The 25,317-nt window shown below is 67.6% G+C and carries 27 protein-coding genes; 13 read left to right on the top strand and 14 right to left on the bottom strand.

Features of this window, described 5'->3' with window-relative positions; all coding sequences use genetic code 11:
- Nucleotides 1-203 precede the first annotated feature (203 nt).
- The 4 genes from HUX88_RS00995 (at nucleotide 204) to HUX88_RS00980 (ending at nucleotide 2,727) form a co-directional block, all read left to right on the top strand.
- On the top strand, nucleotides 204-692 hold the full coding sequence (locus HUX88_RS00995; RefSeq protein WP_117013961.1) for a CinA family protein: 489 nt from the start codon (nucleotides 204-206) through the stop codon (nucleotides 690-692).
- 85 nt (nucleotides 693-777) lie between these two features.
- Nucleotides 778-1,506, top strand: a complete 729-nt coding sequence (locus HUX88_RS00990; RefSeq protein WP_117013962.1) for a hypothetical protein — start codon at nucleotides 778-780, stop codon at nucleotides 1,504-1,506.
- 6 nt (nucleotides 1,507-1,512) lie between these two features.
- Nucleotides 1,513-2,052, top strand: coding sequence for a hypothetical protein (locus HUX88_RS00985; RefSeq protein WP_176360514.1), 540 nt, complete (start codon nucleotides 1,513-1,515; stop codon nucleotides 2,050-2,052).
- Nucleotides 2,053-2,061: 9 nt separating this feature from the next.
- Nucleotides 2,062-2,727, top strand: coding sequence for a hypothetical protein (locus HUX88_RS00980; protein WP_176360513.1), 666 nt, complete (start codon nucleotides 2,062-2,064; stop codon nucleotides 2,725-2,727).
- 68 nt (nucleotides 2,728-2,795) lie between these two features.
- Here HUX88_RS00980 and HUX88_RS00975 read toward each other — a convergent pair whose 3' ends face one another.
- Nucleotides 2,796-5,153, bottom strand: coding sequence for a sialidase family protein (locus HUX88_RS00975; protein ID WP_229219143.1), 2,358 nt, complete (start codon nucleotides 5,151-5,153; stop codon nucleotides 2,796-2,798).
- Between the two features lie 185 nt (nucleotides 5,154-5,338).
- Nucleotides 5,339-5,872, bottom strand: a complete 534-nt coding sequence (locus HUX88_RS00970) for a TetR/AcrR family transcriptional regulator (protein WP_373886735.1) — start codon at nucleotides 5,870-5,872, stop codon at nucleotides 5,339-5,341.
- An 87-nt stretch (nucleotides 5,873-5,959) separates the two neighbouring features.
- Between HUX88_RS00970 and HUX88_RS00965 the strand changes: the two genes are divergently transcribed.
- Nucleotides 5,960-6,565, top strand: a complete 606-nt coding sequence (locus HUX88_RS00965) for a DJ-1/PfpI family protein (RefSeq protein WP_176360510.1) — start codon at nucleotides 5,960-5,962, stop codon at nucleotides 6,563-6,565.
- On the opposite strand, the gene HUX88_RS00960 is transcribed toward HUX88_RS00965, so the two are convergent.
- Complete coding sequence (locus HUX88_RS00960) at nucleotides 6,562-7,455, bottom strand: LysR family transcriptional regulator (RefSeq protein WP_176360509.1); 894 nt, start codon at nucleotides 7,453-7,455, stop codon at nucleotides 6,562-6,564. The genes HUX88_RS00965 and HUX88_RS00960 overlap by 4 nt on opposite strands.
- An 89-nt stretch (nucleotides 7,456-7,544) precedes the next feature.
- On the opposite strand from HUX88_RS00960, the gene HUX88_RS00955 reads away from it, so the two are divergent.
- The 3 genes from HUX88_RS00955 to HUX88_RS00945 are packed head-to-tail and all read left to right on the top strand — an operon-like array spanning nucleotide 7,545 to nucleotide 9,942.
- A complete protein-coding gene (locus HUX88_RS00955; RefSeq protein WP_176360508.1) occupies nucleotides 7,545-8,534 on the top strand; it encodes a zinc-binding dehydrogenase in 990 nt (329 codons plus the stop codon).
- Nucleotides 8,535-8,587: 53 nt separating this feature from the next.
- Complete coding sequence (locus HUX88_RS00950; protein WP_117013970.1) at nucleotides 8,588-8,914, top strand: helix-turn-helix transcriptional regulator; 327 nt, start codon at nucleotides 8,588-8,590, stop codon at nucleotides 8,912-8,914.
- Complete coding sequence (locus HUX88_RS00945) at nucleotides 8,911-9,942, top strand: cation diffusion facilitator family transporter (protein ID WP_117013971.1); 1,032 nt, start codon at nucleotides 8,911-8,913, stop codon at nucleotides 9,940-9,942. Before HUX88_RS00950 ends, HUX88_RS00945 begins: the two co-directional genes overlap by 4 nt.
- Before the next feature lie 44 nt (nucleotides 9,943-9,986).
- On the opposite strand, the gene HUX88_RS00940 is transcribed toward HUX88_RS00945, so the two are convergent.
- From HUX88_RS00940 to HUX88_RS00925, 4 genes are all read right to left on the bottom strand, one after another.
- Nucleotides 9,987-10,385 carry a DUF4431 domain-containing protein gene (locus HUX88_RS00940; RefSeq protein ID WP_176360507.1) on the bottom strand — a complete coding sequence of 133 codons (399 nt, stop codon included), beginning with the start codon at nucleotides 10,383-10,385 and terminating at the stop codon, nucleotides 9,987-9,989.
- Between the two features lie 23 nt (nucleotides 10,386-10,408).
- Entirely contained in the window at nucleotides 10,409-11,341 is a 933-nt protein-coding gene (gene cysK / locus HUX88_RS00935; RefSeq protein ID WP_117013973.1) for a cysteine synthase A, read from the bottom strand.
- A gap of 52 nt (nucleotides 11,342-11,393) precedes the next feature.
- Nucleotides 11,394-11,855: an FKBP-type peptidyl-prolyl cis-trans isomerase gene (locus HUX88_RS00930; RefSeq protein WP_161093092.1), complete on the bottom strand. Its 462-nt coding sequence runs from the start codon at nucleotides 11,853-11,855 to the stop codon at nucleotides 11,394-11,396.
- Between the two features lie 118 nt (nucleotides 11,856-11,973).
- Nucleotides 11,974-12,816: a ThiF family adenylyltransferase gene (locus HUX88_RS00925; RefSeq protein ID WP_176360506.1), complete on the bottom strand. Its 843-nt coding sequence runs from the start codon at nucleotides 12,814-12,816 to the stop codon at nucleotides 11,974-11,976.
- Nucleotides 12,817-12,887: 71 nt separating this feature from the next.
- Here HUX88_RS00925 and pdxH point away from each other — a divergent pair, with 71 nt between their 5' ends.
- Together pdxH and HUX88_RS00915 are read left to right on the top strand one after the other, a co-directional pair.
- Nucleotides 12,888-14,123 carry a pyridoxamine 5'-phosphate oxidase gene (pdxH, locus tag HUX88_RS00920; RefSeq protein ID WP_117013976.1) on the top strand — a complete coding sequence of 412 codons (1,236 nt, stop codon included), beginning with the start codon at nucleotides 12,888-12,890 and terminating at the stop codon, nucleotides 14,121-14,123.
- A 73-nt stretch (nucleotides 14,124-14,196) separates the two neighbouring features.
- Nucleotides 14,197-15,531 (top strand): class I SAM-dependent methyltransferase, encoded by a 1,335-nt coding sequence (locus tag HUX88_RS00915; protein WP_373886734.1) that lies wholly within the window; start codon nucleotides 14,197-14,199, stop codon nucleotides 15,529-15,531.
- Here the strand turns inward: HUX88_RS00915 and HUX88_RS00910 are convergent.
- The gene (locus HUX88_RS00910) at nucleotides 15,465-17,432 is read right to left on the bottom strand and encodes an ATP-binding protein (protein ID WP_373886744.1); all 1,968 of its coding nucleotides are present in this window, start codon (nucleotides 17,430-17,432) and stop codon (nucleotides 15,465-15,467) included. The genes HUX88_RS00915 and HUX88_RS00910 overlap by 67 nt on opposite strands.
- 149 nt (nucleotides 17,433-17,581) lie before the next feature.
- Here HUX88_RS00910 and HUX88_RS32025 point away from each other — a divergent pair, with 149 nt between their 5' ends.
- A complete protein-coding gene (locus tag HUX88_RS32025) occupies nucleotides 17,582-17,788 on the top strand; it encodes a hypothetical protein (protein ID WP_229219141.1) in 207 nt (68 codons plus the stop codon).
- On the opposite strand, the gene HUX88_RS00905 is transcribed toward HUX88_RS32025, so the two are convergent.
- On the bottom strand, nucleotides 17,778-18,836 hold the full coding sequence (locus HUX88_RS00905) for an HD-GYP domain-containing protein (RefSeq protein ID WP_176360505.1): 1,059 nt from the start codon (nucleotides 18,834-18,836) through the stop codon (nucleotides 17,778-17,780). The two genes, HUX88_RS32025 and HUX88_RS00905, sit on opposite strands and share 11 nt — an antisense overlap.
- Nucleotides 18,837-18,852: 16 nt before the next feature.
- Entirely contained in the window at nucleotides 18,853-19,404 is a 552-nt protein-coding gene (gene msrA, locus HUX88_RS00900; protein ID WP_117013979.1) for a peptide-methionine (S)-S-oxide reductase MsrA, read from the bottom strand.
- A 109-nt stretch (nucleotides 19,405-19,513) separates the two neighbouring features.
- On the opposite strand from msrA, the gene HUX88_RS00895 reads away from it, so the two are divergent.
- Nucleotides 19,514-20,017 carry a flavin reductase family protein gene (locus HUX88_RS00895; protein ID WP_117013980.1) on the top strand — a complete coding sequence of 168 codons (504 nt, stop codon included), beginning with the start codon at nucleotides 19,514-19,516 and terminating at the stop codon, nucleotides 20,015-20,017.
- 97 nt (nucleotides 20,018-20,114) lie between these two features.
- Nucleotides 20,115-21,299, top strand: a complete 1,185-nt coding sequence (locus tag HUX88_RS00890) for an acyl-CoA dehydrogenase (RefSeq protein WP_117013981.1) — start codon at nucleotides 20,115-20,117, stop codon at nucleotides 21,297-21,299.
- 66 nt (nucleotides 21,300-21,365) lie between these two features.
- On the opposite strand, the gene HUX88_RS00885 is transcribed toward HUX88_RS00890, so the two are convergent.
- The 4 genes from HUX88_RS00885 to HUX88_RS00875 form a co-directional block, all read right to left on the bottom strand.
- Nucleotides 21,366-22,058, bottom strand: coding sequence for an OmpW family outer membrane protein (locus HUX88_RS00885; RefSeq protein WP_176360781.1), 693 nt, complete (start codon nucleotides 22,056-22,058; stop codon nucleotides 21,366-21,368).
- A gap of 3 nt (nucleotides 22,059-22,061) precedes the next feature.
- The gene (locus HUX88_RS33070; protein WP_229219140.1) at nucleotides 22,062-22,682 is read right to left on the bottom strand and encodes a hypothetical protein; all 621 of its coding nucleotides are present in this window, start codon (nucleotides 22,680-22,682) and stop codon (nucleotides 22,062-22,064) included.
- Nucleotides 22,679-23,491, bottom strand: coding sequence for an SGNH/GDSL hydrolase family protein (locus HUX88_RS33065; protein ID WP_229219139.1), 813 nt, complete (start codon nucleotides 23,489-23,491; stop codon nucleotides 22,679-22,681). Before HUX88_RS33065 ends, HUX88_RS33070 begins: the two co-directional genes overlap by 4 nt.
- Before the next feature lie 181 nt (nucleotides 23,492-23,672).
- Nucleotides 23,673-25,217 (bottom strand): S9 family peptidase, encoded by a 1,545-nt coding sequence (locus HUX88_RS00875; protein WP_176360504.1) that lies wholly within the window; start codon nucleotides 25,215-25,217, stop codon nucleotides 23,673-23,675.
- Nucleotides 25,218-25,317 lie beyond the last annotated feature (100 nt).

The raw sequence follows: 25,317 nt of genomic DNA, 5'->3' as shown, positions 1-25,317 counted from the left end.
CCGTTCGGCGGCGCACGGCTGCAATGGCTGGGCAGCGTCGGCCGGCTTATCCGTCCGAGTGTACGCAAGTTCAAATCGGCGGTCTAATGTTTTCTGGCATGTTGCGGTTCAGGCAAATCAGCCGTGCGTCGCTGGCATCGATTGCACACTGCATGGTAGAGTGGAAGCCAGGCCGCAGCGTGCCGCAACAGACGGAGAGCTCCATGAATTCCACAGACACCATTCTTGACCTGGCCGCGCAAGTGGGCAAGTCCCTGCAGGCGAAGGGCCTGATCCTGGCCACGGCCGAGTCGTGCACCGGCGGCGGCGTGGCCCAGGCCATCACCGAGATCGCCGGCTCGACCGCCTGGTTCGATTGCGGCTTCGTCACCTATTCCAACGCCTCCAAGACCGAGATGCTGGACGTGTCGGCCGCGCTGATCGCGCAGATGGGCAGCGTGTCCGAGGAGGTGGCGGCGGCCATGGCCACCGGCGCGCTGGGCGCCAGCAACGCCCATCTGGCGGTCTCGACCACCGGCATCGCCGGCCCCACCGGCGCCGTGCCGGGCAAGCCGGTCGGCACCGTGTGCTTCGGCTGGGCCAACGCCGACACCGTGCACACCGAGCGCCTGGTGTTCGCCGGCGACCGCCGGGCGGTGCGCGAGCAGACCGTGATCCACGCGTTGCAGGGGCTGCTGCGGTTCATCGACTGAATGCGCGACTGAATGCAGGCCGGCGGTTGCCATACCGCCGCAAAACAATTACTCTCGACGCATTCGAGCGATTCTGGAGTGATTGATGCAAAATTCGGTACATTTTATTCTCCAAGGTAAAGGCGGTATCGGCAAGACCCTGGTGTCCACCATTTTGGCGCAATGGATCGCCGCCAAGGACGAGACGCCGCTGCGCTGCTACGACACCGACCAGGAGAACGCGACCTTCTCGCGCTACAAGGCGATGGACGTCAAGCATGTGCCGGTGATGACCGACAGCCGCACCATCGACCCCAAGCGCTTCGACGCGCTGATGATCGACATCCTGGAGGAGGACGGCAACTGCGTCATCGACAACGGCGCCAACACCTTCTCGCCGCTGATGGGCTACCTGATCGAGAACGACTGCTTCTCGCTGCTGGAGGAATCGGGACGCAAGGTCTACATCCACACCATCGTCGGCGGCGGCGACACGCTGCACGACACCGCCATGGGTTTCGTCTCCACCGCAAAGTCCACCAACGTGCCGCTGGTGCTGTGGGAGAACGAGCACTTCGGCCTGCTGCAATCGGCGTCCGGCAAGCAGTTCACCGAATCGCAGACCTACGCCGACAACTCGGCCCGCGTGAAGGGCCGCGTGGTGCTGTCGGCCCGCAACGCCGACACCTTCGGCGCCGACATCAAGAAGATGAACACGGCCCGCCTGACCGCCCAGGAGGTCAGGGAGAGCGACAAGTTCAACCTGATGGAGAAGCAGCGCATCAAGGTGGTGTTCCGCGACCTGTTCGAGCAGCTCGACAAGGTCGAGTGGTAAGCCGCCATGGATCAGCACAAGCTGCGCAGCCTGGTCTTTGAAAAAACCGGCGTCAGGATCGACATCGACGACCCCGTGTTCGCGCTGGTGGCGCTGAACGAGGCGGTGCTGGCCGAGACGGTCGAGCGCCACATCGCGCTGATCGACGCCGCCTCGCAGGAGCTGGCGCAGCAGGCGCGGCTGGCCGGCGGACTGGCCGCGCAGCCCGGCGGCGTCCGCAAGCCGGTGGTGCTGGACGCCACCAACGAGCCGGCCGGCGCCGACGCGCCCTCCGCCTACGCGCCGGCACCCGCCTCCGGCCCGGTGCGGCCGATCGCCACGCAATCGGCCGCCGTCACGCCGCGCGAGCTGCGGCTGCTGGGCGCGGCGGCCGGCGTGGCCGTCCTCAGCGCGTTGCTGGTGCTCGGCGGCCAGGCGGCCTTCCTCAAGCCGGGGCTGACGGCCGAGCAAAGCGCCGCGCTGGCCCAGGCCGACAAACTGAACAAGGCGATCCAGAAGCTGGACCCGAAGGTCCGCGAACAGCTGCAAGCCGAACTGCAAAAATAAGGACAACGCATGCACTTTGAAGTACCCAAGGCCAAGACCCTGAAGGAATTCGGCGGCGAATACTTGATGATCGTGATCAGTATCGCCACCGCGCTGGCGCTGGAGCATGGCGTGCAGACGCTGCACCACCGCCATCTGGCGCACGAGGCCGCCGACAAGATCGACGCCGAGATCCAGGTCAACGTCCACGAGCTCGACGAGGCGCTCAAGCACAACAACGATCAGCTGAAAATCGTCCAGGCGACGCGCGAGCAGCTGCTGGCCGGCATCAGGGACAAGGTCGACGGCAAGGTCCTGCTCAAGCAGCTGACGGAGCAGCAGCACAACAAGCTGGGACTGAGCATCATGACGCCGTCGCTGCGGCGCGAGGCCTGGGAGGTGGCGGTCGCCAGCCAGGCGGTCAGCTGGATGCCGCAGGACCAGCTGGAGCGCTACTCCGGCATCTACGCCAACATGCGCGACGTGCAATCGATCAGCGCCAGCGGCGCCAACAACTTCCTCGACGGCGCCGGCATGCTGAACATCATCAGCGACATCCAGATGGGCGACGGCGACGCCAAGGCCGTCTACCGCATGCTGTCGCAGATGATCAGCGCCTACGCCAGCACGGACGGCAACCTGCAGGCGCTGCGGGACAACCTGGCCAAGTCGGCCAAGGAAGCCCCGCATGCCTGAGCCGCGCCCGGGAGACCAGGGCCGCCGCGCGCGGCCCGTGATCGGACCGCGCCGGACGATCGCGCCGCTTAGTTGGTGTACACCAGGCCGCGGCCAACACCGCTGAAGTAGATGCGGCCGTAGGTGTTCCAGTCGGCCGCCATCACGCCGATGCCGCCGTACTGATGCGCGTCGTCGTTGAAGCGCGCCCAGGTCGCACCGCCATCGTCGGAGTGGTAGACGCCCCACACGCCATTCATCGCCCCCACCACGTAGACCGCCGCCGGGTACGACGCACCGGCCTGCGCCTTGCCCAGGGCGATCACGCTGGCGCCCTGCATCTGGCCGGTGGAACCGTTGGCCGGTATCGTCGCGAAGCCGTTCAGCTTGGTCCAGCTCGCGCCCGAATTGGTCGAGTGGTACACGGCATTGCCGTCGGCCAGCCAGAGGTCGCCCTCGACGTTCGGGTTGACCGCCAGCGACGTGGCATTCCAGCCGTTCGGCGCCAGGTTGGCCGACACCGAACCCTGGCTCAGCGTGAAGGTGTGGCCGCCATCGGTCGAGACGTAGACCTTGCCCGCCAGGTTGCTCCAGGAAGCGCCGCCCGAATCGTAGGCATAGACCTTGTTCGGATTCTTGCGGTCGACCGCCAGGCGGTAGCCGCGATTGATACCGACGGCGGACAGCGCCGGCAGGTTGGTCGAGGTCCAGCTCGCGCCATTGTTCGTGGTGTACGACGGCACCGAGTTGGCCGGCGCCCAGATCGCGTTGTTGCGGAACGCGGTCGCGATGCTCGCCGATTCGGCGGTGTTGGCGGCGGCGCCGGCGGGCAGGGTCGCGAAGTTCGACCACGTGTTGCCGCCGTCGCCGGACCAGGAGCCGAACGCGACCGAGGGCGAGCCGTTGAGGGCGCCGGCGCTGACGATGTAGCTCGGATCGGACCACAACACGTCGGCGGCGTTGCCGTTGCTCCATGCGCTGGTGGGCGCCCTGGTCGGCGTCGCCGCGAGGTCGGTCTGGACCCAGGTGCCGATATCGCCCGCGCTGTTGACGAACTTGTACGGCGCGCCGGCCGGCGGCGTGACCAGCGCCAGGGTGGCGGTTTCCTCGAAGTTATTGAGCGGCACATCCCAGCTCGGGCTGGCCGCCGACGCGTTCCAGGTTTCCCAGACGCCGCCGCCGTGCACGTGCATGATGTGATCCTTGTTGGCCGGATCGATCTCGATGTCGTCCACCCAGCCCCGGTAGCCTCCGCCCCAATGCTGCATGCCGTCGGCGATTTCGTGCCAGGTGTTGCCGCCGTTGTCGGACAGCTGGACCACCGGTTGGCCGGCGCTCCATGTGCCGGTCACGGCCAGCGCGATGCGGGCCGTCGCGCCGGTGCCGTAGACGGACACGCCGCCGTAGCCGCCCTGCGTGGTGGTGGCGAGCTGGGCCCAGGTCTCGCCGTTGGCAACGCCGCCGAACCGGTAGAGGTAGCCCGGCCCCTGGGCGCCCTGCCCGGCGTTCTTGTTGAACACCACGTAGTAGTTGCCGTCGCCGGTGCGCAGCATGTGCGGGACGAAGTAGCCGGACACGTTGGACGGCACCGACACCGGCGTCCACGAGAAGCCGCCGTTGGTGGACTTGTACATGGTCGAGCTCAGGCCCGCCTTCTGCACGTAGTCCGGCGCGATGGCGGCGTACATGATCCACGTCGTCGCGCCGCCGCCCACGTTCGAGTTGTCGAAGACGATCTGCTCGACGCCCACCGGCGCCGTGCCCAGCCCCTGGATCTCGGCGGCCGTCAACACCTTGCCCGACAAGCCGGTCTGGGTCCAGGTCTGGCCCGAGTTCGTGCTCTTCCACAGGCCGGCCGTGCGCGAGGCGTAGAACAGCGTCGACGGATTGGTGGGGTCGGCCTTCAGGCGTTCGCCGATGGCGCGGGCGTCCTCGTTGCCGCCCACCGGGAACGGCAGGTCGTAGTGCGTCCAGCTGGCGCCGCGGTCTCCCGAGGCATAGATGCGGCCGTTGATCGGGGTGCCGTCCCAGCTGTGCGAGTACATGCCCGTGACCAGGTACACCTTGTTGTCGTTGGCCGGATCCAGGGCGATGCTTTCGACGCCGTGGAAGCCACCCTCGCCCGCGTTGAAGCCGATGCCGTCGGTGATGGGCGTCCACGAGCCGTTCGAATTGTTCCAGCGGTAAGCGCCGCCGATGTCGGTGCGCGCGTACATGACGTTCGCGCTGGTCGGATGGTAGACGAGGCCGGTGACATAGCCGCCGCCGCCCCACTTCACGCTGGTCCAGCTGGCCGGCAAGGCGGCCGAAGTCGACGCGGCGGACGTCAGGCTGGTGGCCAGAAGCTTGGGACTATTGCCGGCGGCGCTGTCGGACTGGCTGCCGCCGCAGGCGGCAAGCAGGCCCGCCAACAAGGATGGGATGACAATTTTGTACTTCCGATTCATGCGGTTCTCCTCCAGAAAAACCATTTAGATGAGCCGGCGCCCGGTTTTGCGGCACCGGTGCTTGGACCGGCTTACGCGTTATTTTTGGATGAGGTCCGCATGCATCTTATCCGCTGGGGGAGGCCGTACCACTTACGAAAACTGTCAAATGTCGAAATGAAATTTCACAGTTGTGCGGCATGGGCTTACGCGCGATGGTTCAGCAAGGCCAGCGCATCCTGGATGCGCCGCGCAAAGGCGGCCGGCTGGAGGCGGTCGCCGGACTCCTGGCCGCCGATCAGGCACAGGTGGGCGAGACGGCCCACCAGCTCCGCATCGACCAGGCCGCCGGCGCGCGTGCGGCAGGTGGTGATGGCGAACGTCAGCCGGGTCTGGTCGACGCGCCGCTGGTACACCGCCACAAGCGGATCGTGGCGCGCCCACGCGCGGATCGCGGTTTCGCGGCCCGGCTGTTTTTCGGCGGCGATCGCCAGGTAGCGCTGCAGCACGTCCTCCAGGCTGCGGCCGGCGGCGGCGTGGGCCAGCATGCGGTCCGCGTAGTCCGCTTCCCACGCCGACAGCAGCGCGTGGACGAAATCCTCGCGGTTGCGGAAGTGGTGGTAGAACGATCCGCGCGTCACGTTCAGGCGGCGCGCCAGGCGCTCGGCCGAGATGCCGGCGTCGCCGTCGTGGTCCAGGGCGTCGAAGCCCGCGGCTATCCAGTGGTCACGCGTCAGCACTCGTCTCACCTTGAAAACATACAGACTGTGTATGGTAGCACCGGCCTCGCTAGACTGCGGCTTCCTGTCCTCAACCATGGAGCCGCAATGAAGACCATCGCGCTGGTCGCCTTCGACCAATTCACCGACATCGACCTGTTCCTGATGTGGGACATCCTCGGCCGCAACCGCCACGACTGGCAGGTGCACATCGTCGGCCAGCAGCGCGAGCTGCGCTCGGCCCACGGTCTGCGGGTCGCCACGCATGGCCCGCTGGACGAGGCGAACCGGGCCGACGTGGTGCTGTTCGCCAGCGGCAGGGAGGGCGTGCCGGCCGCGCTCGCGGACCCCGGCTTCATGGGCGCGTTCCAGCTGGATCCGGGCCGGCAGCTGATCGGCTCCATGTGCGCCGGCGCGCTGATCCTGGCGGCGCTGGGCTTGCTGCCGGGTCGGCGTGCATCCACCCATCCCGATGCGCGCGGCGCGCTCAGCGCGGCCGGCGTGGCGCCGGACGAGCGGCCGCTCATGAGCATCGGCAACGTGGCGACGGCGGGCGGCTGCCTGGCCGCGCTGTACCTGGTCGGCTGGATGGTCGAGCGGCTGTTCGATGCGGAAAAAAGCATGGAGACGCTGCGGCCGGTGCTGCCTTCCGGTCAATACGATCTGTACGAAAAGCTGATCGCGTCCAGCATCCGCCAGGGCCGCTGCGGCTAGGCCAGGCCGGCCAGCAGATGCTCCCACAGCCGGCTGGCGCCCCGGCCGGGGGCGGTGTCGCGGCGGCGCGCGATCACCAGCTCCAGTTCGCTTTCGCGGAAGTGATCGCCGGCCAGCGACAGCAAGCGGCCCTGCGCCAGGTCCTCGTCCACCAGATAGCCGGGCATGTGGCCCCAGCCCATGCCCTGCAGGATCACCTCGCGCTTCATGAACTGGTCGGCCACGGTGCAGCGGCGCGCGCCGTCCACCACGAAGTAGTCGCGCGGCGGGCTGTCGCGCGCGCTGTCGCGGATGACGCATTGCACATAGGGCCGCATCATCTCGGGCGTGATGCCGGCGTGCAGCGGGAAGTCCAGGAAGCCGGGCGCGACCACCGGCACCAGCCGCACGCGCCGCCACGGCCGCGCCTCGAAGCGCAGGTCGGCCTGTTCGAGATGGTGGACGATCAGGTCGGCCTCGCCGTTGTGCAGCCGCTCCCACGGCCCGGACAAGGCTTCGAAATGCAGGTCCAGCCGGGTGCCGGGGCACTGGGCAAAAAACTGCCGCAGCAGGCCCAGCGTGGCCGGCAGCGGGCACAGGTCGCCGATCACCACGGCCAGCTTGACCTCCTCGCCCTGTGCGATCTGGCGGGCCTGCATCGCCATCTGGCCGGCGCTGTCGAGCAGCTGCCGGGCCTGCTCGACGAAGGCCTGGCCGGCGGCCGAGACGGCGACGCGATAGCCGCTGCGGTCCAGCAGCGCCAGCCCCAGTTGTCGCTCCAGGCTGGCGACGGCGGCGAACACGCTGGGATGCGAGCGGTGCAGCCGCACGGCGGCCTTCTGGAAGCTGCCAAGCTCGGCCACCGCCAGGAAGCACGCCAGTTCATGCAGGGTGAAGCCGACTGTGTTCATAAAATCTACAGAGATAGACTGAATTATTCAATTTTATCCGAATGTGTTTGTCACTACAGTGGTGTCTCCATCATTTACAGGAGAATCCCATGCGTGCCATACACATCACCCGATTCGGCGGTCCGGAACAATTACAACTGGTTGAGCTGCCGATACCGGTACCGGCCGGCGGCCAGGTCCTCATCCGCGTCAAGGCGTTCGGCCTCAACCGAGCGGAGAGCTATATGCGCCGTGGCTTGTGGGGCGAGGTGGCCCAGGTGACGGGCATCGAATGCGTCGGCGAGGTGGCCGAGGCGCCCGGCACCGGTTTGCTGCCGGGGCAGGCGGTGGCCGCCATCATGGGCGGCATGGGCCGCAGCATCAACGGCAGCTACGCCGAGTATGTGTGCGTGCCGGCCACCAACGTGGTGCCGCTGCGCTCGACGCTGCCGTGGGCCGAGCTGGCCGCGATCCCGGAGTCGTACGCGACCGCCTGGGCCTGCCTGCACGACAACCTGGCGCTGCGTCCCGGCCAGACGCTGCTGGTGCGCGGAGCCAGTTCCGCGCTGGGCCAGGCTGCCAGCAATATCGCGGCCCAGCTGGGCGCGCAGGTGATCGCGACCACGCGCCGCCCGGTGGAACTCGCGGATGTGCTGACGAGGAACGGCGCGCGCCACATCGTCGAAGAGCGGCCCGCGATGGCCGGCGTGGTGCGCGGCATCGCGCCCGGCGGCGTCGACGCGGTGCTGGACCTGATCGGCAACACCACCCTGCTCGACTCGCTGGCCTGCGCGGCGCGGCCGGGCGGGCGGGTGTGCCAGGCCGGCTTCCTCGGCGGGCTGGAGCCGCTGGCAGGTTTCCTGCCGCTGCAGCAGTTGCCGCCCGGCGTGCAGCTGAGCTTTTTCGGCAGCTTCGCCTTCGGCACGCCGGGGTACGAGCTGGACCGGCTGCCGTGGCAGGAGATCGTCGAGCGGGTCGAGCAAGGCCGGTACCACGCCCGGCCGGCCAAGGTGTTCGCCTTCGACGACATCGTCCACGCCCACGCCTGGCTCGACGCCGGGGCCGGACTGGGCAAGGCCGTGGTGCAAATCGCGCCGTAGCCCGGTCCGCCAATCCATGCTAACATGTGAACACCTATTCACTTGTTAGCATTATGAGCTGCCAACACGACTATTCCGACTGCGATCCCGCGATTGCCCAGCTGGCCGACCTGTTCCATCTGCTGGGCGATCCGACGCGCCTGCGCATCGTGCTGGCCTGCGTGACGGCGCCGATCGCCGTCAGCGACATCGCTTCCTCGTTGGAGCTGAGCAGTTCGCTGGTCAGCCACCACTTGCGTTTGCTGCGCGCGGCGCGCATTGTGAAGTCTGAGCGCCAGGGCAAGCAAGTGTTCTATTCCGCCGCCGACGCCCACATCAGCGGCGTACTCAACGATATGCTCGAACATATCGCCGAACCTTCCAACGGACACGAAGCATGAGCAAGCACCACGACCATCACGACCACGATCACGGCCACGATCACCACGGCCATGACCACGCGCCGGCCAAGGCCGAGGCCAAAACCAAGTCGTGCGGCCACGACCACGGGCATGACCACGGCCACGGCGGCCACCATCACCACCACGGCGATCCGAACACCATGGGCCGCGCATTCGCGGTCGCCATCGTGCTCAACACGGCGTTCGTGGCGATCGAATTCTTCTACGGCTTCCTGGCCAACTCCACCGCGCTGATGGCCGACGCCGGCCACAACCTGTCGGACGTGCTGGGCCTGATGCTGGCCTGGGGCGCGGCGATCCTGGCCAAGCGCGTGCCGAACGGCCGCTACACCTACGGCCTGCGCAGCACCTCGATGCTGGCCGCGCTGTTCAACTCCATGCTGCTGATGGCCGCCTGCGGCGCCATCGCGTGGGAAGCGGTGCAGCAGCTGGTGCATCCCGAACCGGTGGCCGGCCTGACCGTGTCGGTGGTGGCGGGCGTGGGCATCCTGGTCAACGGCTTCTCGGCCTGGCTGTTCATGTCCGGCAGCAAGGACGACATCAACGTGCGCGGCGCCTACCTGCACATGGCGGCCGACGCCGCCATCTCGCTGGGCGTGCTGGTGGCCGGCGTGATCGTGCGCTACACGGGCTGGAATTGGCTCGATCCGCTGGTCAGCGCGGTCATCGTCGCCATCATCGTCTACAGCACCTGGTCGCTGCTCAAGCAATCGATGCGTATGATGCTGGCCGCCGTGCCGGACAACCTGGACCACGCCGAAGTCGAACAATTCCTGCGCGCCCAGCCCGGCGTGACCGACGTGCACGACGTCCACATCTGGTCGATGAGCACCACCGAGAACGCGCTGACGGCGCAGCTGGTCACGCCGGCCGGCCATCCGGGCGACGCCGCGATGGACGCCATCAGCGCGCAGCTCAAGGAGCAGTTCTCGATCGACCACAGCACGCTGCAGGTGCGCCTGGGCACCACCGCGCACGAGTGCAGCCTGCAGGAGCCGGCGCACTAGGCCATGCACGTAGGGGACGCCTAGGCGCTCCGGACCGCTTTCAATTATTTTCCGGCTATTTGTGGAGCGGTATCAATCGATATCAGGACATTGGTGTGATGATGGCCAGTGATCGCGTGGAAGAGCTTTCCCTTTACGGTCACCTGCTTGCCAACAAACGACGCAAGACTGAAGTCCCCCATCGGAACCAGCGTCACATCGATTTGACGTTCCTCCGCAGGACTATCGGCCGAGGCAACAGTGCAAATCGGCCGGTCCAAATGAAGAATCGCCTGCCGCTCTTTAGAATCGGTTTCCGGCGACTCGCCAAAGTTGGGTGGGCCGAAAAACGTCTCGACCCGAACCCGACCGGTGAGCTCGGCATTGGTCACGTCATATTTTTGACAAGTCTCCGCGCGTGCTGAAGCGCAGACCAGCAGGAAAATCGCGGAAAGTTTACGCATCTCTATCCCGAAGCAAAGCAGTTTCAATCCGCCAGATTGGCATACAGCGGCGTACTCAGATAGCGCTCGCCGAAGGACGGGATGATGGTCACGATGATCTTGTCCGCGTTCTCCGGCCGCCGCGCCACCTGTAGCGCGGCCCACAGCGCGGCGCCGGAGGAGATCCCCACCAGCAGCCCCTCCTGGCTGGCCGCCAGCCTCGCGGTCGCGAACGCGTCGTCGTTCTTCACGCCGATGATCTCGTCGTACACCTTGGTGTTGAGCACGGCCGGAACGAAGCCCGCCCCTATGCCCTGGATCGGGTGCGGCCCCTTGATGCCCTTGGCCAGCATCGGCGACGCCTCCGGCTCCACCGCGATGCAGCGGAACGCCGGCTTGCGCGCCTTGATCACCTCGCCCACGCCGGTGATCGTGCCGCCGGTGCCGACGCCGGCCACCAGGATGTCCACCCGGCCGTCGGTGTCGGCCCAGATCTCCTCGGCCGTGGTGCGGCGGTGCACCTCGGGATTGGCGGGGTTGTTGAACTGCTGCGGCATCAGGTAGCGCGGGTCGCTGGCGGCCAGCTCCTCGGCCTTGCGGATCGCGCCCAGCATGCCCTCGGCGCCCGGCGTGAGCACCAGCTCGGCGCCGTAGGCGCGCAGCAGCATGCGCCGCTCGCGGCTCATGGTGTCGGGCATGACCAGGGTGCAGCGGTAGCCGCGCGCGGCGCACACCATCGCCAGCGCGATGCCGGTGTTGCCGCTGGTCGGTTCGAGGATGACGGTGTCGGGTCGGATCTGGCCGGCCGCCTCGGCCGCCTCGATCATCGACAGGCCGATGCGGTCTTTCACGCTGTGGGCCGGGTTGCAGTACTCCAGCTTGACCAGCACCTGGGCGGTGCTGCCTTTGTTCAAGCGGTTCAGGCGCACCAGCGGGGTGCGGCCTATCAGTTCGGTGACGTCGTTGGCAATCTTCATGGAAAACCTCCGAGGTGGGACGGAGGTTCCAGTCTACGCTGATTTGCGCCGATTATTTCACGTCCACCAGCTCGACGTCGAAGATCAGCGCGGAATTCGGCGGAATGCCGCTGCCCGGCGTCGGACGTGAGCCGTATGCGAGCTCCGACGGAATAATCAGCGTGCGCTTGCCGCCCACCTTCATGCCCTGGATGCCCTGGTCCCAGCCCTTGATGACGCGGCCTGCGCCCAGCACGAAGTCCAGCGGCTCGCCGCGCGGAATCGACGAGTCGAACAGCTTGCCGTGCATATTCTTGGCCAGCGGGCGGTACAGCCAGCCCGAGTAGTGCATGTAGACGGTGGCGCCGGTGGTCGCTTCCTTGCCGGTGCCGATCTTGGTGTCGGTGACGATCAGCTGCTCGGCGGCCGGGCCGGGCGTGGCCGAGCCCACCACCAGCGGTGGCGGCGGCGGCACGTCGGCCGGGGCCACCGGGGTCTGCGCCTGGGCCGCGGAGGCCGCCAGCGCGCACAACATTGCTACGAGTACGGAACTACGGGTCATGTTTTTTTCTTTCGATCAGGTCTGTGGAGAGCACGGTCCCCGTGCCAGCGCGCACCATGATAGCAAAACCGCCCCGCGCGCTGGATAAAATCTAAATCGTTTCGACTGGCGCCACTGCCGGTTGCGCGTCGTCGGCCAGGTGGCGCAGCACGCGGCTGGCCGCCACCATGCCGAAGCTGGCCGTGACCACCATGGCCGAACCGAAGCCGGCGCAATTGAGGCCGGTCACGCCGCCGGCGCCCGGATCGCCGTCCACCGCGCACACTTCGGCCGTTTCCGGCAGGCGCAGCCGTTCCATCGAGAACACCGCGTCGACGTGGAACTTGGTCTTCTCGCCGCGCGGGTAGCCGTACTGGCTGCGCAGGACCTTGCGCACCTTCTTCAGCAGCGGTTCCTGCTCGGTGCGGGCCAAGTCGCGCACGGCGATCTGGGTGGGGTCGGTCTGGCCGCCGGCGCTGCCGATGATGATCAGGGGCATGGCGTGCTGGCGGCACCAGGCGATCATGGCCGCCTTGGCCGCCACGCTGTCGATGGCGTCGACCACGAAATCGAACCGGCCGCCGCCCAGCATCTGCTCCAGGTTGTCCGGGCTGACGAAGTCCTCGACCTGGTCGACCACGCAGAACGGGTTGATCTGGGCGATGCGCTCGGCCAGCGCGGTGATCTTCGCCTGGCCGACGGTGCCGCTCAGGGCCTGGATCTGGCGGTTGATGTTGGACTCGGCGACGTTATCCAGATCAATAAGCGTGAGCCGGCCGATGGCGCTGCGGGCCAGCGCCTCGACGATCCACGAGCCGACGCCGCCGACGCCGACCACGCACCCGTGGGCGGCCCGGAAGCGCGCCAGCGCGCGTTCGCCATAGAGGCGGCCGATGCCGCCGAAGCGGCGCTCGAAGTCGACATCGTCGAATGGGGTGGGTGCAAGGGAGTTCATCCCGACATTTTAACGGACGCCACGGCAAAAATTATTTTAGAATGACTTTCCCCCTAGCCCGAGCGACCGCCATGAGCCTTCCCCTGTTCGACACCGCCCCCGATTTCAGCCAGCCGCTGGCCGTCCTCAAACACTGCCACGAGCGCATCCGCAAGCAGCTGCAGACGCTGCAAAAGCTGCTGGCCCACCTGCCCCAGCACGGCGCCGACGACGACGCCCGCAAGGCCGCCCAGGCGGTGCAGAAATATTTCAACACGGCGGCGCCGCTGCACCACGAGGACGAGGAGCAAAACCTGATGCCGATGCTGCAGGCCACCGCGCGCGACGCCGACGCCGTGCTGCTGGCCGGGCTGGTGCCCGGCATCCTGGCCGACCACCAGCAAATGGAACGGGACTGGAATATAATTAATGCACAACTTGATAAAATTGCAAATGGACAAGGCAGCGAGCTGTCGGCCGACGATGTCCAGCGTTTCGGCGCGGTCTACGCCACCCACATGGCGATCGAGGAAGGCGACATCGCGCCGATGGCCAAGCGCCTGTTCAGCCCCGAGCAGATGGCGCAATTGGGCAGCGCGATGCAGGCGCGGCGCGGCATCGTCCCCGGCCTGCCGCAAAGCCAGGTGCCGGAACAGAAACAGGTGGCGGTGTCGGACACGGTGGCCGACGGCGTGGTGCTGGCGGACCTGCGCCTCGACTACGGCCGCGCCAGTTTGACGGAACACGATGTGCTGGACGACCCGATCGCCCAGTTCGGCAAATGGTTCGAGGAGGCGCTGCGCGCCAAGGTCAACGAGCCGAACGCGATGAGCGTGGCCACGGTGGACGCGCAGGGCAAGCCCAGTTCGCGCATCGTGCTGATCAAGCAGTACGACGCGCGCGGCTTCACCTGGTACACCAACTACGACAGCCAGAAGGGCCGGCAACTGGGCGACAATCCGCACGCCGCGCTGCTATTCTTCTGGAGCGAGTTGGAACGCCAGGTACGCATCGAGGGCACGGTGGTCAAGACTTCCGCCGAGGAAAGCGACACATATTTTTACAGCCGGCCGGTGAAGAGCCAGATCGCCGCGATCGCTTCGCAACAGAGCGCGCGCATCGCCAACCGGGAGCAACTGGAAGCGAACTACGATGCGGCGGCCGCCGTCAGCGGCGAGCATCCGGTGCGGCCGGAACACTGGGGCGGCTATCGCCTCGATCCGGTGCGCATCGAGTTCTGGCAGGGGCGCCGTTCGCGCTTCCACGACCGGATCGTGTATCTGAAACAAGCAGATGGTAGCTGGGTGAAGGAGCGCCTGCAGCCGTAAGCGGAGCGCCACGAGGCACACACCAGACCATCGCATGCGGTGGTCTTTTTTTTGTGGACTCGGAGGTGTGATCGTGTTTGTACAAAACCGTCTCAGCAGCTGGATCGACGGCATCCGCCGGCAAATCGCCCTGCCCCTGCGCATCGAACTGTGGAACGGCCAGCATGTCGACTTTTCCGGCGAGGCGCCGCGCGTGACGATACGGCTGCCCAATGTGTCGGCCGCGCGCTACCTGCTCACGCCGTCGCTGTCCAACCTGGGCGCGGCCTATGTCGAGGGCGCGATCGAGGTCAAGGGCCGCGCGCACGACATGATCGCCGTGGTCAACGCGCTGGCGCGCACCACGCTCAAGGCCGAGGGCAAGTTCGCCCGCATCGTGCGCGGCATGGCCCACAGCAAGCGCCAGGACGCCGAGGCGATCCGCTACCACTACGACGTCTCCAACGAGTTCTACCAGCAGTTCCTCGACCCGGCCATGGTGTATTCCTGCGCCTACTTCGAGCACGGCGACGAGGACCTGGCCACCGCGCAAACCAAGAAGATCGACCACATCCTGCGCAAGATCGAGCTCAAGCCGAACCAGACGCTGCTCGACATCGGCTGCGGTTGGGGCGCGCTGGTGATCCGCGCGGCGCAGCAGTACCGGGCGCGCTGCGTCGGCGTCACGCTGTCGGAGAACCAGTTCGCGCTGGCCAAGGAGCGCGTGCGCCAGGCCGGGCTGGAGCATCTGGTCGAGATCCGCCTGCAGGACTACCGCGACGTGCGCGGCCAGTTCGACCGCATCACCAGCGTCGGCATGTTCGAGCACGTGGGCATCAAGCACCTGCCGGAGTATTTCGCCGCCATCCACAAGCTGCTGGCGCCGGACGGCGTGGTGATGAACCACGGCATCACCACCACCGACCCGGACAACGGCGAGACGCCGTACGGCGGCGGCGAGTTCATCGACAAGTACGTGTTCCCGCAGGGCGAGCTGGCGCACATCGGCCACGTGCTCAAGGCCATGCAACAAGGGAAGCTGGAGGTGTGCGACGTGGAAAACCTGCGCCGCCACTACGCCCGCACCTGCGCCATCTGGACCGACAATTTCGAGGCCCACACCGAGCGGGTACGCACGCTGGCCGGCGACAAGCGCTACCGCATCTGGCACGTCTACCTGGCCGGCTGCTGCTACGCCTTCGAGCAGGACTGGATCAGCCTGTACCAGGTGGTCGGCCGCAAGGCGGGCCAGCGCAGCGCGGCGCTGCCGTGGTCGCGCCGGCACATGTATCCGGCCAGCGCCAACCACGCCGGCGCGCACTACGCGCAGACCGACGATGGCGTGCCCGCGTTCTCGCTGATTCAGGAGGATGGCGGCGCGCTCATGGCGCCGGCGCCGGCGTCGATCAACTCCTTCAACGCCACGTAGACCTGGCGCAGCGCCGCCTCCAGCCGACCGGCCGCCAGCTGGCACGGCTGGCCGGCGCGCAGCGCGGCCGACAGCTGCTCGGCCAGCGCCAGCGCGCGCGCCGCGCCGAAGTTGGCCAGCACGCCCTTCAGGCTGTGCACCGCGCGCGTGCTGCGCGGCACGTCGCCGGCGTCCAGCGCCTCGCCCAGCTCCCGCCACAGCTGCGGGCCATCCTGCAGGAACAGCGCGGCCAGCTCCAGCAGCAGCTCGGCGTCGCCGTCCAGCCGCTTCAGCGCGCCGCGCCAGTCCAGCAGCAGGTGGCCGCTGTCGGGCTGGTAGCGCAACAGCATCGCGCGCAGCTGCTGGCTGTCGACCGGCTTGGCCAGGTAGTCGTCCATGCCGGCCTCCAGGCAGCGCTCGCGGTCGCCCGCCATGGCGCGCGCGGTCATCGCGATGATGGGCACGTGGCCGCCCTGCGCCGCCTCGCGCTGGCGGATCTGGCGGGTGGCGGCCAGGCCGTCCAGGCCCGGCATCTGCACGTCCATCAGGATCAGGTCGTGGTCGCCATGGCCGGCGCGCTCCAGCACGGCCAAGCCGCTGTCGACCAGCGTGACGCGGTGGCCCAGCTTCTCCAGCAGCCGCACCGCCAGCCGCTGGTTGACCGGATTGTCCTCGGCCAGCAGCACGCGCAGGCCGCCAGTCGCGGACGCGGCGGACGCGGGCTCGCCGACGCCCGCCGGCAGGCCGCCGGCCGTGGGCGTGGCGGCCATGGATTCGTCGGCGCCGGCCAGCAGGCCGTTGTCGCCGGCGCTCAGGTTCATGCCCTGGCCGGGCGCCAGCACCGCCAGCGGCGGCAGCGGCGCGGCCTGGGCGGCGCCGGTGTGCTGCAGCGGCACGGTGAAGCTGAACACGCTGCCCCGCCCCGGCACGCTGCGCACCTCGATGCGGCCCTGCATCAGGATCACCAGCCGGCGGCAGATCGCCAGTCCCAAGCCGGTGCCGCCGTACTCGCGCGTGGTCGAGCCGTCGACTTGGGCGAAGGCCTCGAAGATCAGGTGCTGCTTTTCCGGCGGCACGCCGATGCCGGTGTCGCGCACCGCGAAGGCGATCTCGCTGCGGCCGTCGCGCTCGGCGCCGACCGACAGCGCCACCGTCACCCCGCCGGCGTCGGTGAACTTGATGGCGTTGCCGACCAGGTTGAGCAGCACCTGGCGCAGCCGGCCCGGATCGCCCTTCATCAGGCGCGGCACGGCCGGCGGGATCTCGGCCGCCAGCGCCAGTCCCTTCTGCCGCGCCCGCAGGCTCATGGCGCGCAGCGTGTCGGCCACCAGCTGGCGCAGGTCGAACGGCACTTCCTCGATCTCCAGCTTGCCCGCCTCGATCTTGGAAAAATCCAGGATGTCGTCGACGATGTGCAGCAGCGCGTCGGCCGAGGCCTTCACCAGCGCCAGGTCGGCGCGCTGGCCGGCGTCGATGTTCGATTCGAGCACCAGCTCGGTCATGCCGAGGATGCCGTTCATCGGCGTGCGGATCTCGTGGCTCATGTTGGCCAGGAATTCGCTCTTGGCGCGGCTGGCCGCCTCGGCCGATTCGACCGCGTGCTGCATGGCGGCGCGCGCCGCGCGCTGCTCGCTGATGTCGATGAAGTAGCCCAGCATGTAGGACAGGCCGCCGGTGCGGATCACCTTGCGGCTGACCAGCACGTCGAGCGGCGGATCGAAGGTGGCCATGCGGCGCTCGGTGGTGATCATGCGGCCGGTGGTCCAGGCCTGCTCGTCTTCCTCATGGGTGGCGGCGGCCCAGCGCGGCGAGGCGAAGTCGTCCACCGTGCGGCCGAGGATCTCCGCCCGCGAGCGCTGGGTGAATTCCTCGAAGCGGCTGTTGAAGCGCAGGAAGCGGCCGTCGCGGTCCTTGAGAAAAATCGGGATGGGCAGCTGGTCGAGGATCTGCTCGGTGAGCTCCTGCTGGTCGCGCGCGGCGCGCTCGCCGGCCGGCGCCCTCGGCTGGCCGCGCCGCAGGTCGGCGCAGCCAGCTGCAGGCCGGCCAGCGCGCGGTGTGCGGATCGCGCCAGGTGCCGGCGTTCGCCGCGCTGCTGGCGGTTCTCCTTGCGCAGGAGCGCGTTGGCCGAGCGCAGCTGGCGCGCCTCGGCCTCCAGCTCGGCCAGCGCGGCCAGCTGCGGCTCCAGCAGTCGCGCCAGCTCGTGCGCGCCCTGCGCCGCCAGCGCGAGGCGGATCTGGTCGACCTGGCTATCCTGGTCCATGGCGGGCTCAGGCCGTGACGGCGGCGGGGCCGCCCTGCTCGTCCTGGTAGCGGGCGCGGATGTCGAGCACCTCGTCCCAGCGCCGCAGCAGCGCGTCGACGCAGCGCGGATCGAAATGCGCGCCGCTGTGGTCCAGCAGGTGCTGGCGCGCGGCCTCCATGCTCCACGCCGGCTTGTACGGGCGCACGCTGGTCAGCGCGTCGAACACGTCGGCCACGGCGACGATGCGGCCGGCCTGCGGAATGGCCTCGCCCGCCAGGCCGCGCGGATAGCCCTGGCCGTCGTAGCGCTCGTGGTGGGTCAGCGCGATCTCGGCCGCCAGCTTGTGCATGCGCGCCTTGCAATCCTTGAGGATGTTGTAGCCGATCTCCGCGTGCTGGCGCATCACCGCCATCTCCTCGGCGGTGAGGCGGCCGGGCTTGAGCAGGATGTGGTCGGGCGTGCCGACCTTGCCGATGTCGTGCATCGGCGCGGCGTTCAGCAGGTCGCTCTGCTGCTCGTCGGACAGGCCCAGCCCGGCCGCGATCAGCCGCGAGTAGCGCGCCATGCGCTGGATGTGGGCGCCGGTCTCGGGGTCGCGGTACTCGGAGGCGCGGCACAGCAGCATGATGGTCTCCTGCTCGCGCGCGCACAGCTCGGCGGTGGCCTTGGCCACCTCGTCGGCCAGCCAGCTGGCGCGGTGCTGCAGGCTCAGCGTGGCGCTGCGCAGCGCCAGCATGTTGCGGGTGCGCGCCAGGAACTCGACCTTGTCGATCGGCTTGATGAGGAAATCGCTGGCGCCGTTCTCCAGCGCGCGGTGGCGCACGTCGAGGTCGACGCTGGCGGTGACCATCAGCACCGGCGGGCGCTGGTCGGGCGGCGCCTGCAGCCGGGCGATGAACTCCAGGCCGTTCAGGTCCGGCATCATGTAGTCGACGATCAGCAGGTCGTAGGGATGGGCGTTGCACCAGGCCAGCGCCTCGCGCGCCGACTGGAAGCCGATCGTGCTCACGCCCTGCAGCTTGTCGACCAGGCGCGACATCAGCACCAGGTTGATGTGGGTATCGTCGACCAGCACCACCTTCATCCGCGTCTCCTCGTCGTCATTTCAGGCGCTGCGCGTAGGTGCTCTTGAACTTGGCCACCTTGGGCGCCACCACGAAGGCGCAATAGCTCTGCAGCGGGTGCTGGCTGAAGTAGTCCTGGTGGTAGGGCTCGGCCGGATAATAGGTGGTGAGCGGCGCCAGCTCGGTGACGATGGGCGCGTCCCACACCCCGGCCATCTGTGCGATCACCTGGCGCGCGGTGGCTTCCTGCTGCGGCGACTGGTGGAAGATGACCGAGCGGTACTGGGTGCCGACGTCGTTGCCCTGACGGTTGGGCGTGGTCGGGTCGTGGATGGTGAAGAAGATTTCCAGCAGGTCGCGGAAGCCGATGACGGAAGGATCAAATTGCAATTTCACCACTTCGGCGTGGCCGGTGCCGCCGGCGCAGACTTGCTCGTAGGTGGGGTCGGGCTGGTGGCCGCCGGCATAGCCGGACTCGACATGAACAACGCCCTTGACCCGCGCAAACACGGCCTCGGTGCACCAGAAGCAGCCGCCGCCCAGATACGCTGTTTCAAGCGCCGTGCCCGGCGCGGACTGACTCGTCATGATTCCCCCGCGTAGAAGAATGCCCATGGGGTCACTGTAACGCAAACCGGGGCAATCCGCTATGGCGCGGTAAACTTTGGCATAATGGCTGAAAGTTCACAGGTCCACCATGCACACTCGTTCCCCCCGCGCCGACCAGCGCCCCTTCGACACCAGCCATTTTCGCCAGGCGCTGGGCCAGTTCGCCACCGGCGTCACCGTCATCACCACCCGGCTGGCGGACGGCAGCTTCCGTGGCCTGACGGCCAGTTCCTTCAATTCGGTGTCGCTCGATCCGCCGCTGGTGTTGTGGAGCCTGGCCACCACGGCCAACAGCATGCCCATCTTCACCGGCAATTCGCACTACGTCATCAACGTGCTGTCGGCCGGCCAGGCGCACCTGGCCAAGCAGTTCGCCACGCGCGGCATCGATCCGTGGGAAAACACCGAATACGAGCTCTCGCGCACCGGCCAGCCCATCCTCAAGGGCGCCTCGGCCTGGTTCGAATGCCACAACCGCAGCCGCTACCCGGAGGGCGACCACGTGATCTTCGTCGGCGAGGTCGAGCTGTGCGAGTTCTCGCCGTCGCCGCCGCTGATTTTCCACGGCGGCCAGTTCGGCGGCCTGGGCTAAAAACGGAAATTGGTGTCGCCATTTGAAAAGCCGTGACGGCGGCCGCGGCATAGAATGCCGGGCAGACTTCCCACATTTTCATAATGAGAGACCACACATGAGCCAAGCCCGCGCGCAATTCCACTGGGACGATCCCCTGCTGCTGGACCAGCAACTGACCGACGACGAACGCATGGTGCGCGATGCCGCCGCCGCGTATTGCCAGGACAAGCTGGCGCCGCGCATCCTGGAGGCGTTCCGCCACGAGAAGATGGACACCTCGATCTTCCGCGAGATGGGCGAACTGGGCCTGCTGGGCCCGACCATCCCGGAACAGTACGGCGGTCCCGGCCTGAACTACGTGGCCTACGGCCTGATCGCGCGCGAAGTCGAGCGCGTCGACTCCGGCTACCGCTCGATGATGAGCGTGCAGTCGTCGCTGGTGATGGTGCCGATCTACGAGTTCGGCACCGAGGCGCAGAAACAGAAGTACCTGCCCAAGCTGGCCACCGGCGAGTGGATCGGCTGCTTCGGCCTGACCGAACCCAACCACGGCTCCGACCCGGGCTCGATGATCACCCGCGCCAAGAAGGTGCCGGGCGGCTACGCGCTGACCGGCGCCAAGATGTGGATCACCAATTCGCCGGTGGCCGACGTGTTCGTGGTCTGGGCCAAGGACGACGAGGGCGCGATCCGCGGCTTCGTGCTGGAAAAAGGCATGGCCGGCCTGAGCGCGCCCGCCATCCACGGCAAGTTCGGCCTGCGCGCCTCGGTGACGGGCGAGATCGTGATGGACAACGTGTTCTGCCCGGAAGAGAACGCCTTCCCGGACGTGCGCGGCCTGAAGGGCCCGTTCACCTGCCTGAATTCGGCGCGCTACGGCATCGCCTGGGGCGCGCTGGGCGCGGCCGAGGCCTGCTGGCACACCGCGCGCCAGTACGTGCTGGACCGCCACCAGTTCGGCCGTCCGCTGGCCGCCAACCAGCTGGTGCAGAAGAAGCTGGCCGACATGCAGACCGAGATCACCTTGGGCCTGCAGGGCTGCCTGCAGCTGGGCCGCATGAAAGACGCCGGCACGGCGGCGGTGGAAATCACCTCGATGATGAAGCGTAACTCCTGCGGCAAGTCGCTGGACATCGCCCGCGTCGCGCGCGACATGTTGGGCGGCAACGGCATCTCGGACGAGTTCGGCATCATCCGCCACATGGTCAACCTGGAGGTGGTCAACACCTACGAGGGCACGCACGACATCCACGCGCTGATCCTGGGCCGCGCACAGACCGGCATCCAGGCCTTCCAGTAAGCACGGCGGGCATGAAAAAAACCGCTGGGCCTTGCGGCCGCAGCGGTTTTTTTACGTCCGGAGGGACTAGAAGCCCTTGAAGTTGTAGCCGACGCTGACGCTGACGGCCAGCGGATCGAGCCGCACATCCTGCACCTGGCCGGTCGAGAAGTGCACCACGGTCTTGAGCTTGGTCTTGATGACGGTGGCGTCGATGAACCACTTCTCGTTGATCTTCATGGTGCCGCCGATCTGGTAGCTCATGGCCCACTTGTCGTCCAGCTTGAAGGTGGTGCCGGGGCCGCCGGTGTTGAGCAGCGCGGTCAGCTGGCCGGAGCCGGTCTCCTTCTGGAACATCGCGTAGGTCAGGCCCAGGCCCACGTACGGACGGAACTTCGAGTTGGCCGGCAGGAAGCGGTACTGCACGAAGGCGGTCGGCGGCAGCGCCTCGGCGGAGCCCACCTTGCCCGTGCCCTGGATGGCGCCCGAGCCGATCAGGTCGTGCTTGTACGGCAGGCCCAGGTCCAGCTCGGCGGCGACGTTGTCGGTCACCATGTAGGCGATCGCGAAGCGCGGCTTGGTGTCCGAGTTGACGTCGGCCTTGGTGCCCGGCAGCGCCGGCGCCGAGACGTCGCCCGAATCCACCTTGGGCGTGATCTTGTTGATGCCCAGCGTGCCGAGCCAGGTGCCGGCGCTTTGTTGCGCCGATGCGGCCGACGCCACCGTCAGTGCGGCGGCCAGCGCCAGCAGTTTTACCGTGTCTTCATATCGTCTCCCGATGTTTTATGTTAGGAGTCCGGCGGCCGCCCGCCCAGGCGGCCGCCTGCGACGACTTCCGGAATTACAGCTGGCCTTGACCACCAGCTTCTCGGCCACGTAGCGCGCCAGCAGCAGGTTGTTGAACGGCGACGGATGGACGTCGTCGGCGAAGGACCAGTGGCTGACGTCGCCCGTCTTGAGGTTGCCGCCGTTGCAGGTCAGCGCCGAGGCCAGCGGGTTCTTGGCCGTGCTCAGGTCGCAAGCCGGTTCCTCCACGTTGGTCAGGCCGTACGGGCCGGGGTTGGTGGCCTGGTCGTGGCTGACGGCGAACACGTCGACGACCAGCACCTTGGACTCCGACGCCAGGCCGCTGGTCAGCGCGCCGTTGAAGGCGCTCACCATGGCGTTGATCAGCGCCTGGCTCGACGGCTGGCTGCGGCCCTTCGGCGTGGTGGCCACATCCGGCAGGTTGTTGACGGTGACGTAATTGGCGCCGTTGGCGACGATCTGCGTCTTGACCAGGTTGGCCAGCTCGGTGCCGGCGGTGGTCATGGCGGCGACCAGTTCGGGGCCATGGGCGGCGGCATAGTCGGCGCCGGCCTTGGCGCCGGCGGCGGTGGCGTCGGCGCCGGCCTTGACGGTCATCGGTCCTCACACGGCTTGCGACGCCACGGCCGAGTTACCCGGCTGGATGGCGGTGGCGCCGACCGCCGCCATCGTGATCGTGGTCTGGGTGCTGCTGGCTTGGCCGCTTCGGTCTGCGCGGCCAGGCCGATGGCGGCGGCGGCGCTGGCCGGATCGGTGGCGCCGGCGGCCAGCTGGCCGACCAGGCTGGTCACATAGGCGGCGCCGCCGGCGGCGGTGCCGGCGGCCGTGGCGTCGTTGCCCAGCTTGGTGAGGAGGAACAACAGGTCGTTGCCGCCGGCCATGACGAACACCATTTCATCGCCCTTGAACTTGCCGCCGACCGCTTTCAGGTGGTTGGCGACCTGGGTCACCACGGGGATGGTCAGCGCGCCCAGCGGGTTGCCGGTCAGCTTGTTGCCGGGGCCGACCGGGTTGGTCACGCGCGCGCCGCCCTGGGCGTAGCCGTAGCAGCCGGCGTGGGCCACCTGCGGCACCGAGAAACCCTTGCTGGCGTCGCCGTCGAGACCGGTCACGGCCGCGCACGGGGCGGCCACGCCCAGCTGGGCGGCGACCAGTTCGGTCCAGTTCTTGCCGGTCAGCGTGGACGCGACCGCGGTGTTGTCACCGTTGATGGTAAATTTGCCGCCCTTGAGCAGGGCCACCGTGCCGACGGCGTAGGAGCCGACGTCGGACAGGCTGTCGCCAAACGATACCTGGCTGCTGTATTTGACTTTGAGGGTTTGATCGCCGGGTTTGGGATCGGTTCCGCCGCAACCCGCAAGGACGGCCAGGGTCATTGCAGCAAGTGCAAATTTGGTATGACGCATGTTGTCTCCTAAGAAATTTTTATTTATTTGATACGAACGGCCGTGCTATTCGCAACCCAACTAATATGCCAGCGTTATTCCCGGCTGTATAGCGCAGCACGAGAAATCGTACAACTTTGTGGCAAAAAAGAACGTTTGCTCGGACGTATTATCTTAGGAGTTAATCTACGTCAAATGGTTCTCACCTCGATGGTGCAGAATCGAAAAATTTGCGCGCCTCGCGCAGGCAGAACGGCGCCACCAGGCCGGCGTGATAGGCGTCGTTGACCGCCTTGTCGGCCTCCCCGCCCGAGCCGGTGTCGTGCAGCACGCTCAGGCGCAAGACCTGCTTGGCCAGGCCGAATTCCAGGCGGGTGTCGCGGTAGGCGCCCAACAGCGACGAGTCGTCCAGGTCCAGCACCGTCAACAGGCCCGGCGCCATGGACTGGGCGCGGAAATAGGCGCCGGCGGCGTCGGTGTTGGAAAACGGCACCACCGGATCCCGGTTGCCGCCGCAGAGGAACAGCGGCGCGGTCGGCGTGTAGGTGCGCAGGTCGTTCTTCAGCAGCCATTTGCGCAGCGGCTGGACCGGCGCGCAGCCCAGCGGCGCGCTGTCGCTGAGGTTGCAGGGGTGGTCCTTGAGGTCGGCCAGGTAGGTGTTGCGGTAGCTGGTCTTGAGCAGGTGGTCGACGCCGAAGTAGGCGCCGTAGCCGGCGGCCTGCGGCAGCGAATCCTGGGCGAACAGCACGTCGTCCGGCAGCTTGCCGGCGCTCACCAGCGCGCCCAGGCTTTGCGTGCCCGGCAGCAGCGTGTCGATGCCGGTGGCGTACTTGGCCTCGTAGACGTCGCCCAGGCTGGCGTAGATGCCGGCGCCGGCGCGCTGGCCGGCGTTGATCAGCATCGGCAGGAAGCCGCTGGAGCCAAGCGTCGGCGCGCCGTTGAAGATGGCGTCGCCAAATTGCAGCAAGGCGTAGGGGCCGGACATCGGCGCCGCCGCCGTGACCGTGAATTCCCCCGCGTATTTGGTCTGCATGGCCCGCTGGGTGGCCAGCGCCACGAAGCCGCCCTGAGAGTAACCACTCACCATCAGCCGGCTGGACGCGCCCGCGCCGATGCTGGCGAACACGCTACGGGCGGCGCGCAGGGCGTCGATCATGTCGTCGGCCTGCTGGCCGGCGTCGAGGTAGGCGTGGTAGGCCAACGAGGAACCGGCGTAGCCGGCGTAGTTCGGCGCCACCACGATGTAGCCCTGGGCCGCGTACATGGCCGCCACCAGCCGCGCCTCGGTGCCGGACAGGTTGGCCATGTCGGTGGTCTTGAGCGCCGAGGTGCCGTGCGCGTACAGCATCACCGGGCGGCCGCCCTGGCACGCCGCGTTGCCGCCGGACGGCACCATGATGGCGGTGCTGGCGTCGGTGTCGGCCGCCACCGAATCGATGGTATGGTACTTGAGCGTGTAGGTGGTCACGGCGCAGGTCGGCGTGCCGGTGACGGCGGTGCCGAGGGTGACGGAGGACTCCACCAGTTTCTGCATGGCGGCCGGTTCGACCGTGCCGGCCGTGGCGCCGCCGTCCAGCACGGCCGGCACCAGCGTGGCGCCGCCGATGGCGATGCCGCGCAACTGGGTGACCGGCGGCTGGACCACGATATCGCCGCCGGTGTGGCTGGCGGGCGAACCGCCTCCGCCGCCGCAGGAAGCGAGCAGGACGGCGAGGGAAATCCATGGGTAGCGGGCGGCGTGGTGCATAGCGCATCCTTGAGGAAGATGCAGGGCGCCGGGGCGGCCGCTGCTGGAAGGTCAAGGTTGCCGGGCGTTTCATAGCGGCCGGCAACACTCAATCTTAGCA

The organism is Duganella sp. BJB1802, assembly GCF_013369445.1.
Lineage (GTDB): Bacteria > Pseudomonadota > Gammaproteobacteria > Burkholderiales > Burkholderiaceae_D > Rugamonas > Rugamonas vulcania_A.
This window is presented reverse-complemented; position numbering and strand designations above follow the sequence as displayed.

Coding starts and splice junctions, on each gene's coding strand:
- HUX88_RS00995 (WP_117013961.1), top strand. CDS start 204: ATGAATTCCACAGACACCATTCTTGACCTGGCCGCGCAAGTGGGCAAG.
- HUX88_RS00990 (WP_117013962.1), top strand. CDS start 778: ATGCAAAATTCGGTACATTTTATTCTCCAAGGTAAAGGCGGTATCGGC.
- HUX88_RS00985 (WP_176360514.1), top strand. CDS start 1,513: ATGGATCAGCACAAGCTGCGCAGCCTGGTCTTTGAAAAAACCGGCGTC.
- HUX88_RS00980 (WP_176360513.1), top strand. CDS start 2,062: ATGCACTTTGAAGTACCCAAGGCCAAGACCCTGAAGGAATTCGGCGGC.
- HUX88_RS00975 (WP_229219143.1), bottom strand. CDS start 5,153: ATGAATCGGAAGTACAAAATTGTCATCCCATCCTTGTTGGCGGGCCTG.
- HUX88_RS00965 (WP_176360510.1), top strand. CDS start 5,960: ATGAAGACCATCGCGCTGGTCGCCTTCGACCAATTCACCGACATCGAC.
- HUX88_RS00960 (WP_176360509.1), bottom strand. CDS start 7,455: ATGAACACAGTCGGCTTCACCCTGCATGAACTGGCGTGCTTCCTGGCG.
- HUX88_RS00955 (WP_176360508.1), top strand. CDS start 7,545: ATGCGTGCCATACACATCACCCGATTCGGCGGTCCGGAACAATTACAA.
- HUX88_RS00950 (WP_117013970.1), top strand. CDS start 8,588: ATGAGCTGCCAACACGACTATTCCGACTGCGATCCCGCGATTGCCCAG.
- HUX88_RS00945 (WP_117013971.1), top strand. CDS start 8,911: ATGAGCAAGCACCACGACCATCACGACCACGATCACGGCCACGATCAC.
- HUX88_RS00940 (WP_176360507.1), bottom strand. CDS start 10,385: ATGCGTAAACTTTCCGCGATTTTCCTGCTGGTCTGCGCTTCAGCACGC.
- cysK (WP_117013973.1), bottom strand. CDS start 11,341: ATGAAGATTGCCAACGACGTCACCGAACTGATAGGCCGCACCCCGCTG.
- HUX88_RS00930 (WP_161093092.1), bottom strand. CDS start 11,855: ATGTTGTGCGCGCTGGCGGCCTCCGCGGCCCAGGCGCAGACCCCGGTG.
- HUX88_RS00925 (WP_176360506.1), bottom strand. CDS start 12,816: ATGAACTCCCTTGCACCCACCCCATTCGACGATGTCGACTTCGAGCGC.
- pdxH (WP_117013976.1), top strand. CDS start 12,888: ATGAGCCTTCCCCTGTTCGACACCGCCCCCGATTTCAGCCAGCCGCTG.
- HUX88_RS00905 (WP_176360505.1), bottom strand. CDS start 18,836: ATGAAGGTGGTGCTGGTCGACGATACCCACATCAACCTGGTGCTGATG.
- msrA (WP_117013979.1), bottom strand. CDS start 19,404: ATGACGAGTCAGTCCGCGCCGGGCACGGCGCTTGAAACAGCGTATCTG.
- HUX88_RS00895 (WP_117013980.1), top strand. CDS start 19,514: ATGCACACTCGTTCCCCCCGCGCCGACCAGCGCCCCTTCGACACCAGC.
- HUX88_RS00890 (WP_117013981.1), top strand. CDS start 20,115: ATGAGCCAAGCCCGCGCGCAATTCCACTGGGACGATCCCCTGCTGCTG.
- HUX88_RS33070 (WP_229219140.1), bottom strand. CDS start 22,682: ATGACCGTCAAGGCCGGCGCCGACGCCACCGCCGCCGGCGCCAAGGCC.
- HUX88_RS33065 (WP_229219139.1), bottom strand. CDS start 23,491: ATGCGTCATACCAAATTTGCACTTGCTGCAATGACCCTGGCCGTCCTT.
- HUX88_RS00875 (WP_176360504.1), bottom strand. CDS start 25,217: ATGCACCACGCCGCCCGCTACCCATGGATTTCCCTCGCCGTCCTGCTC.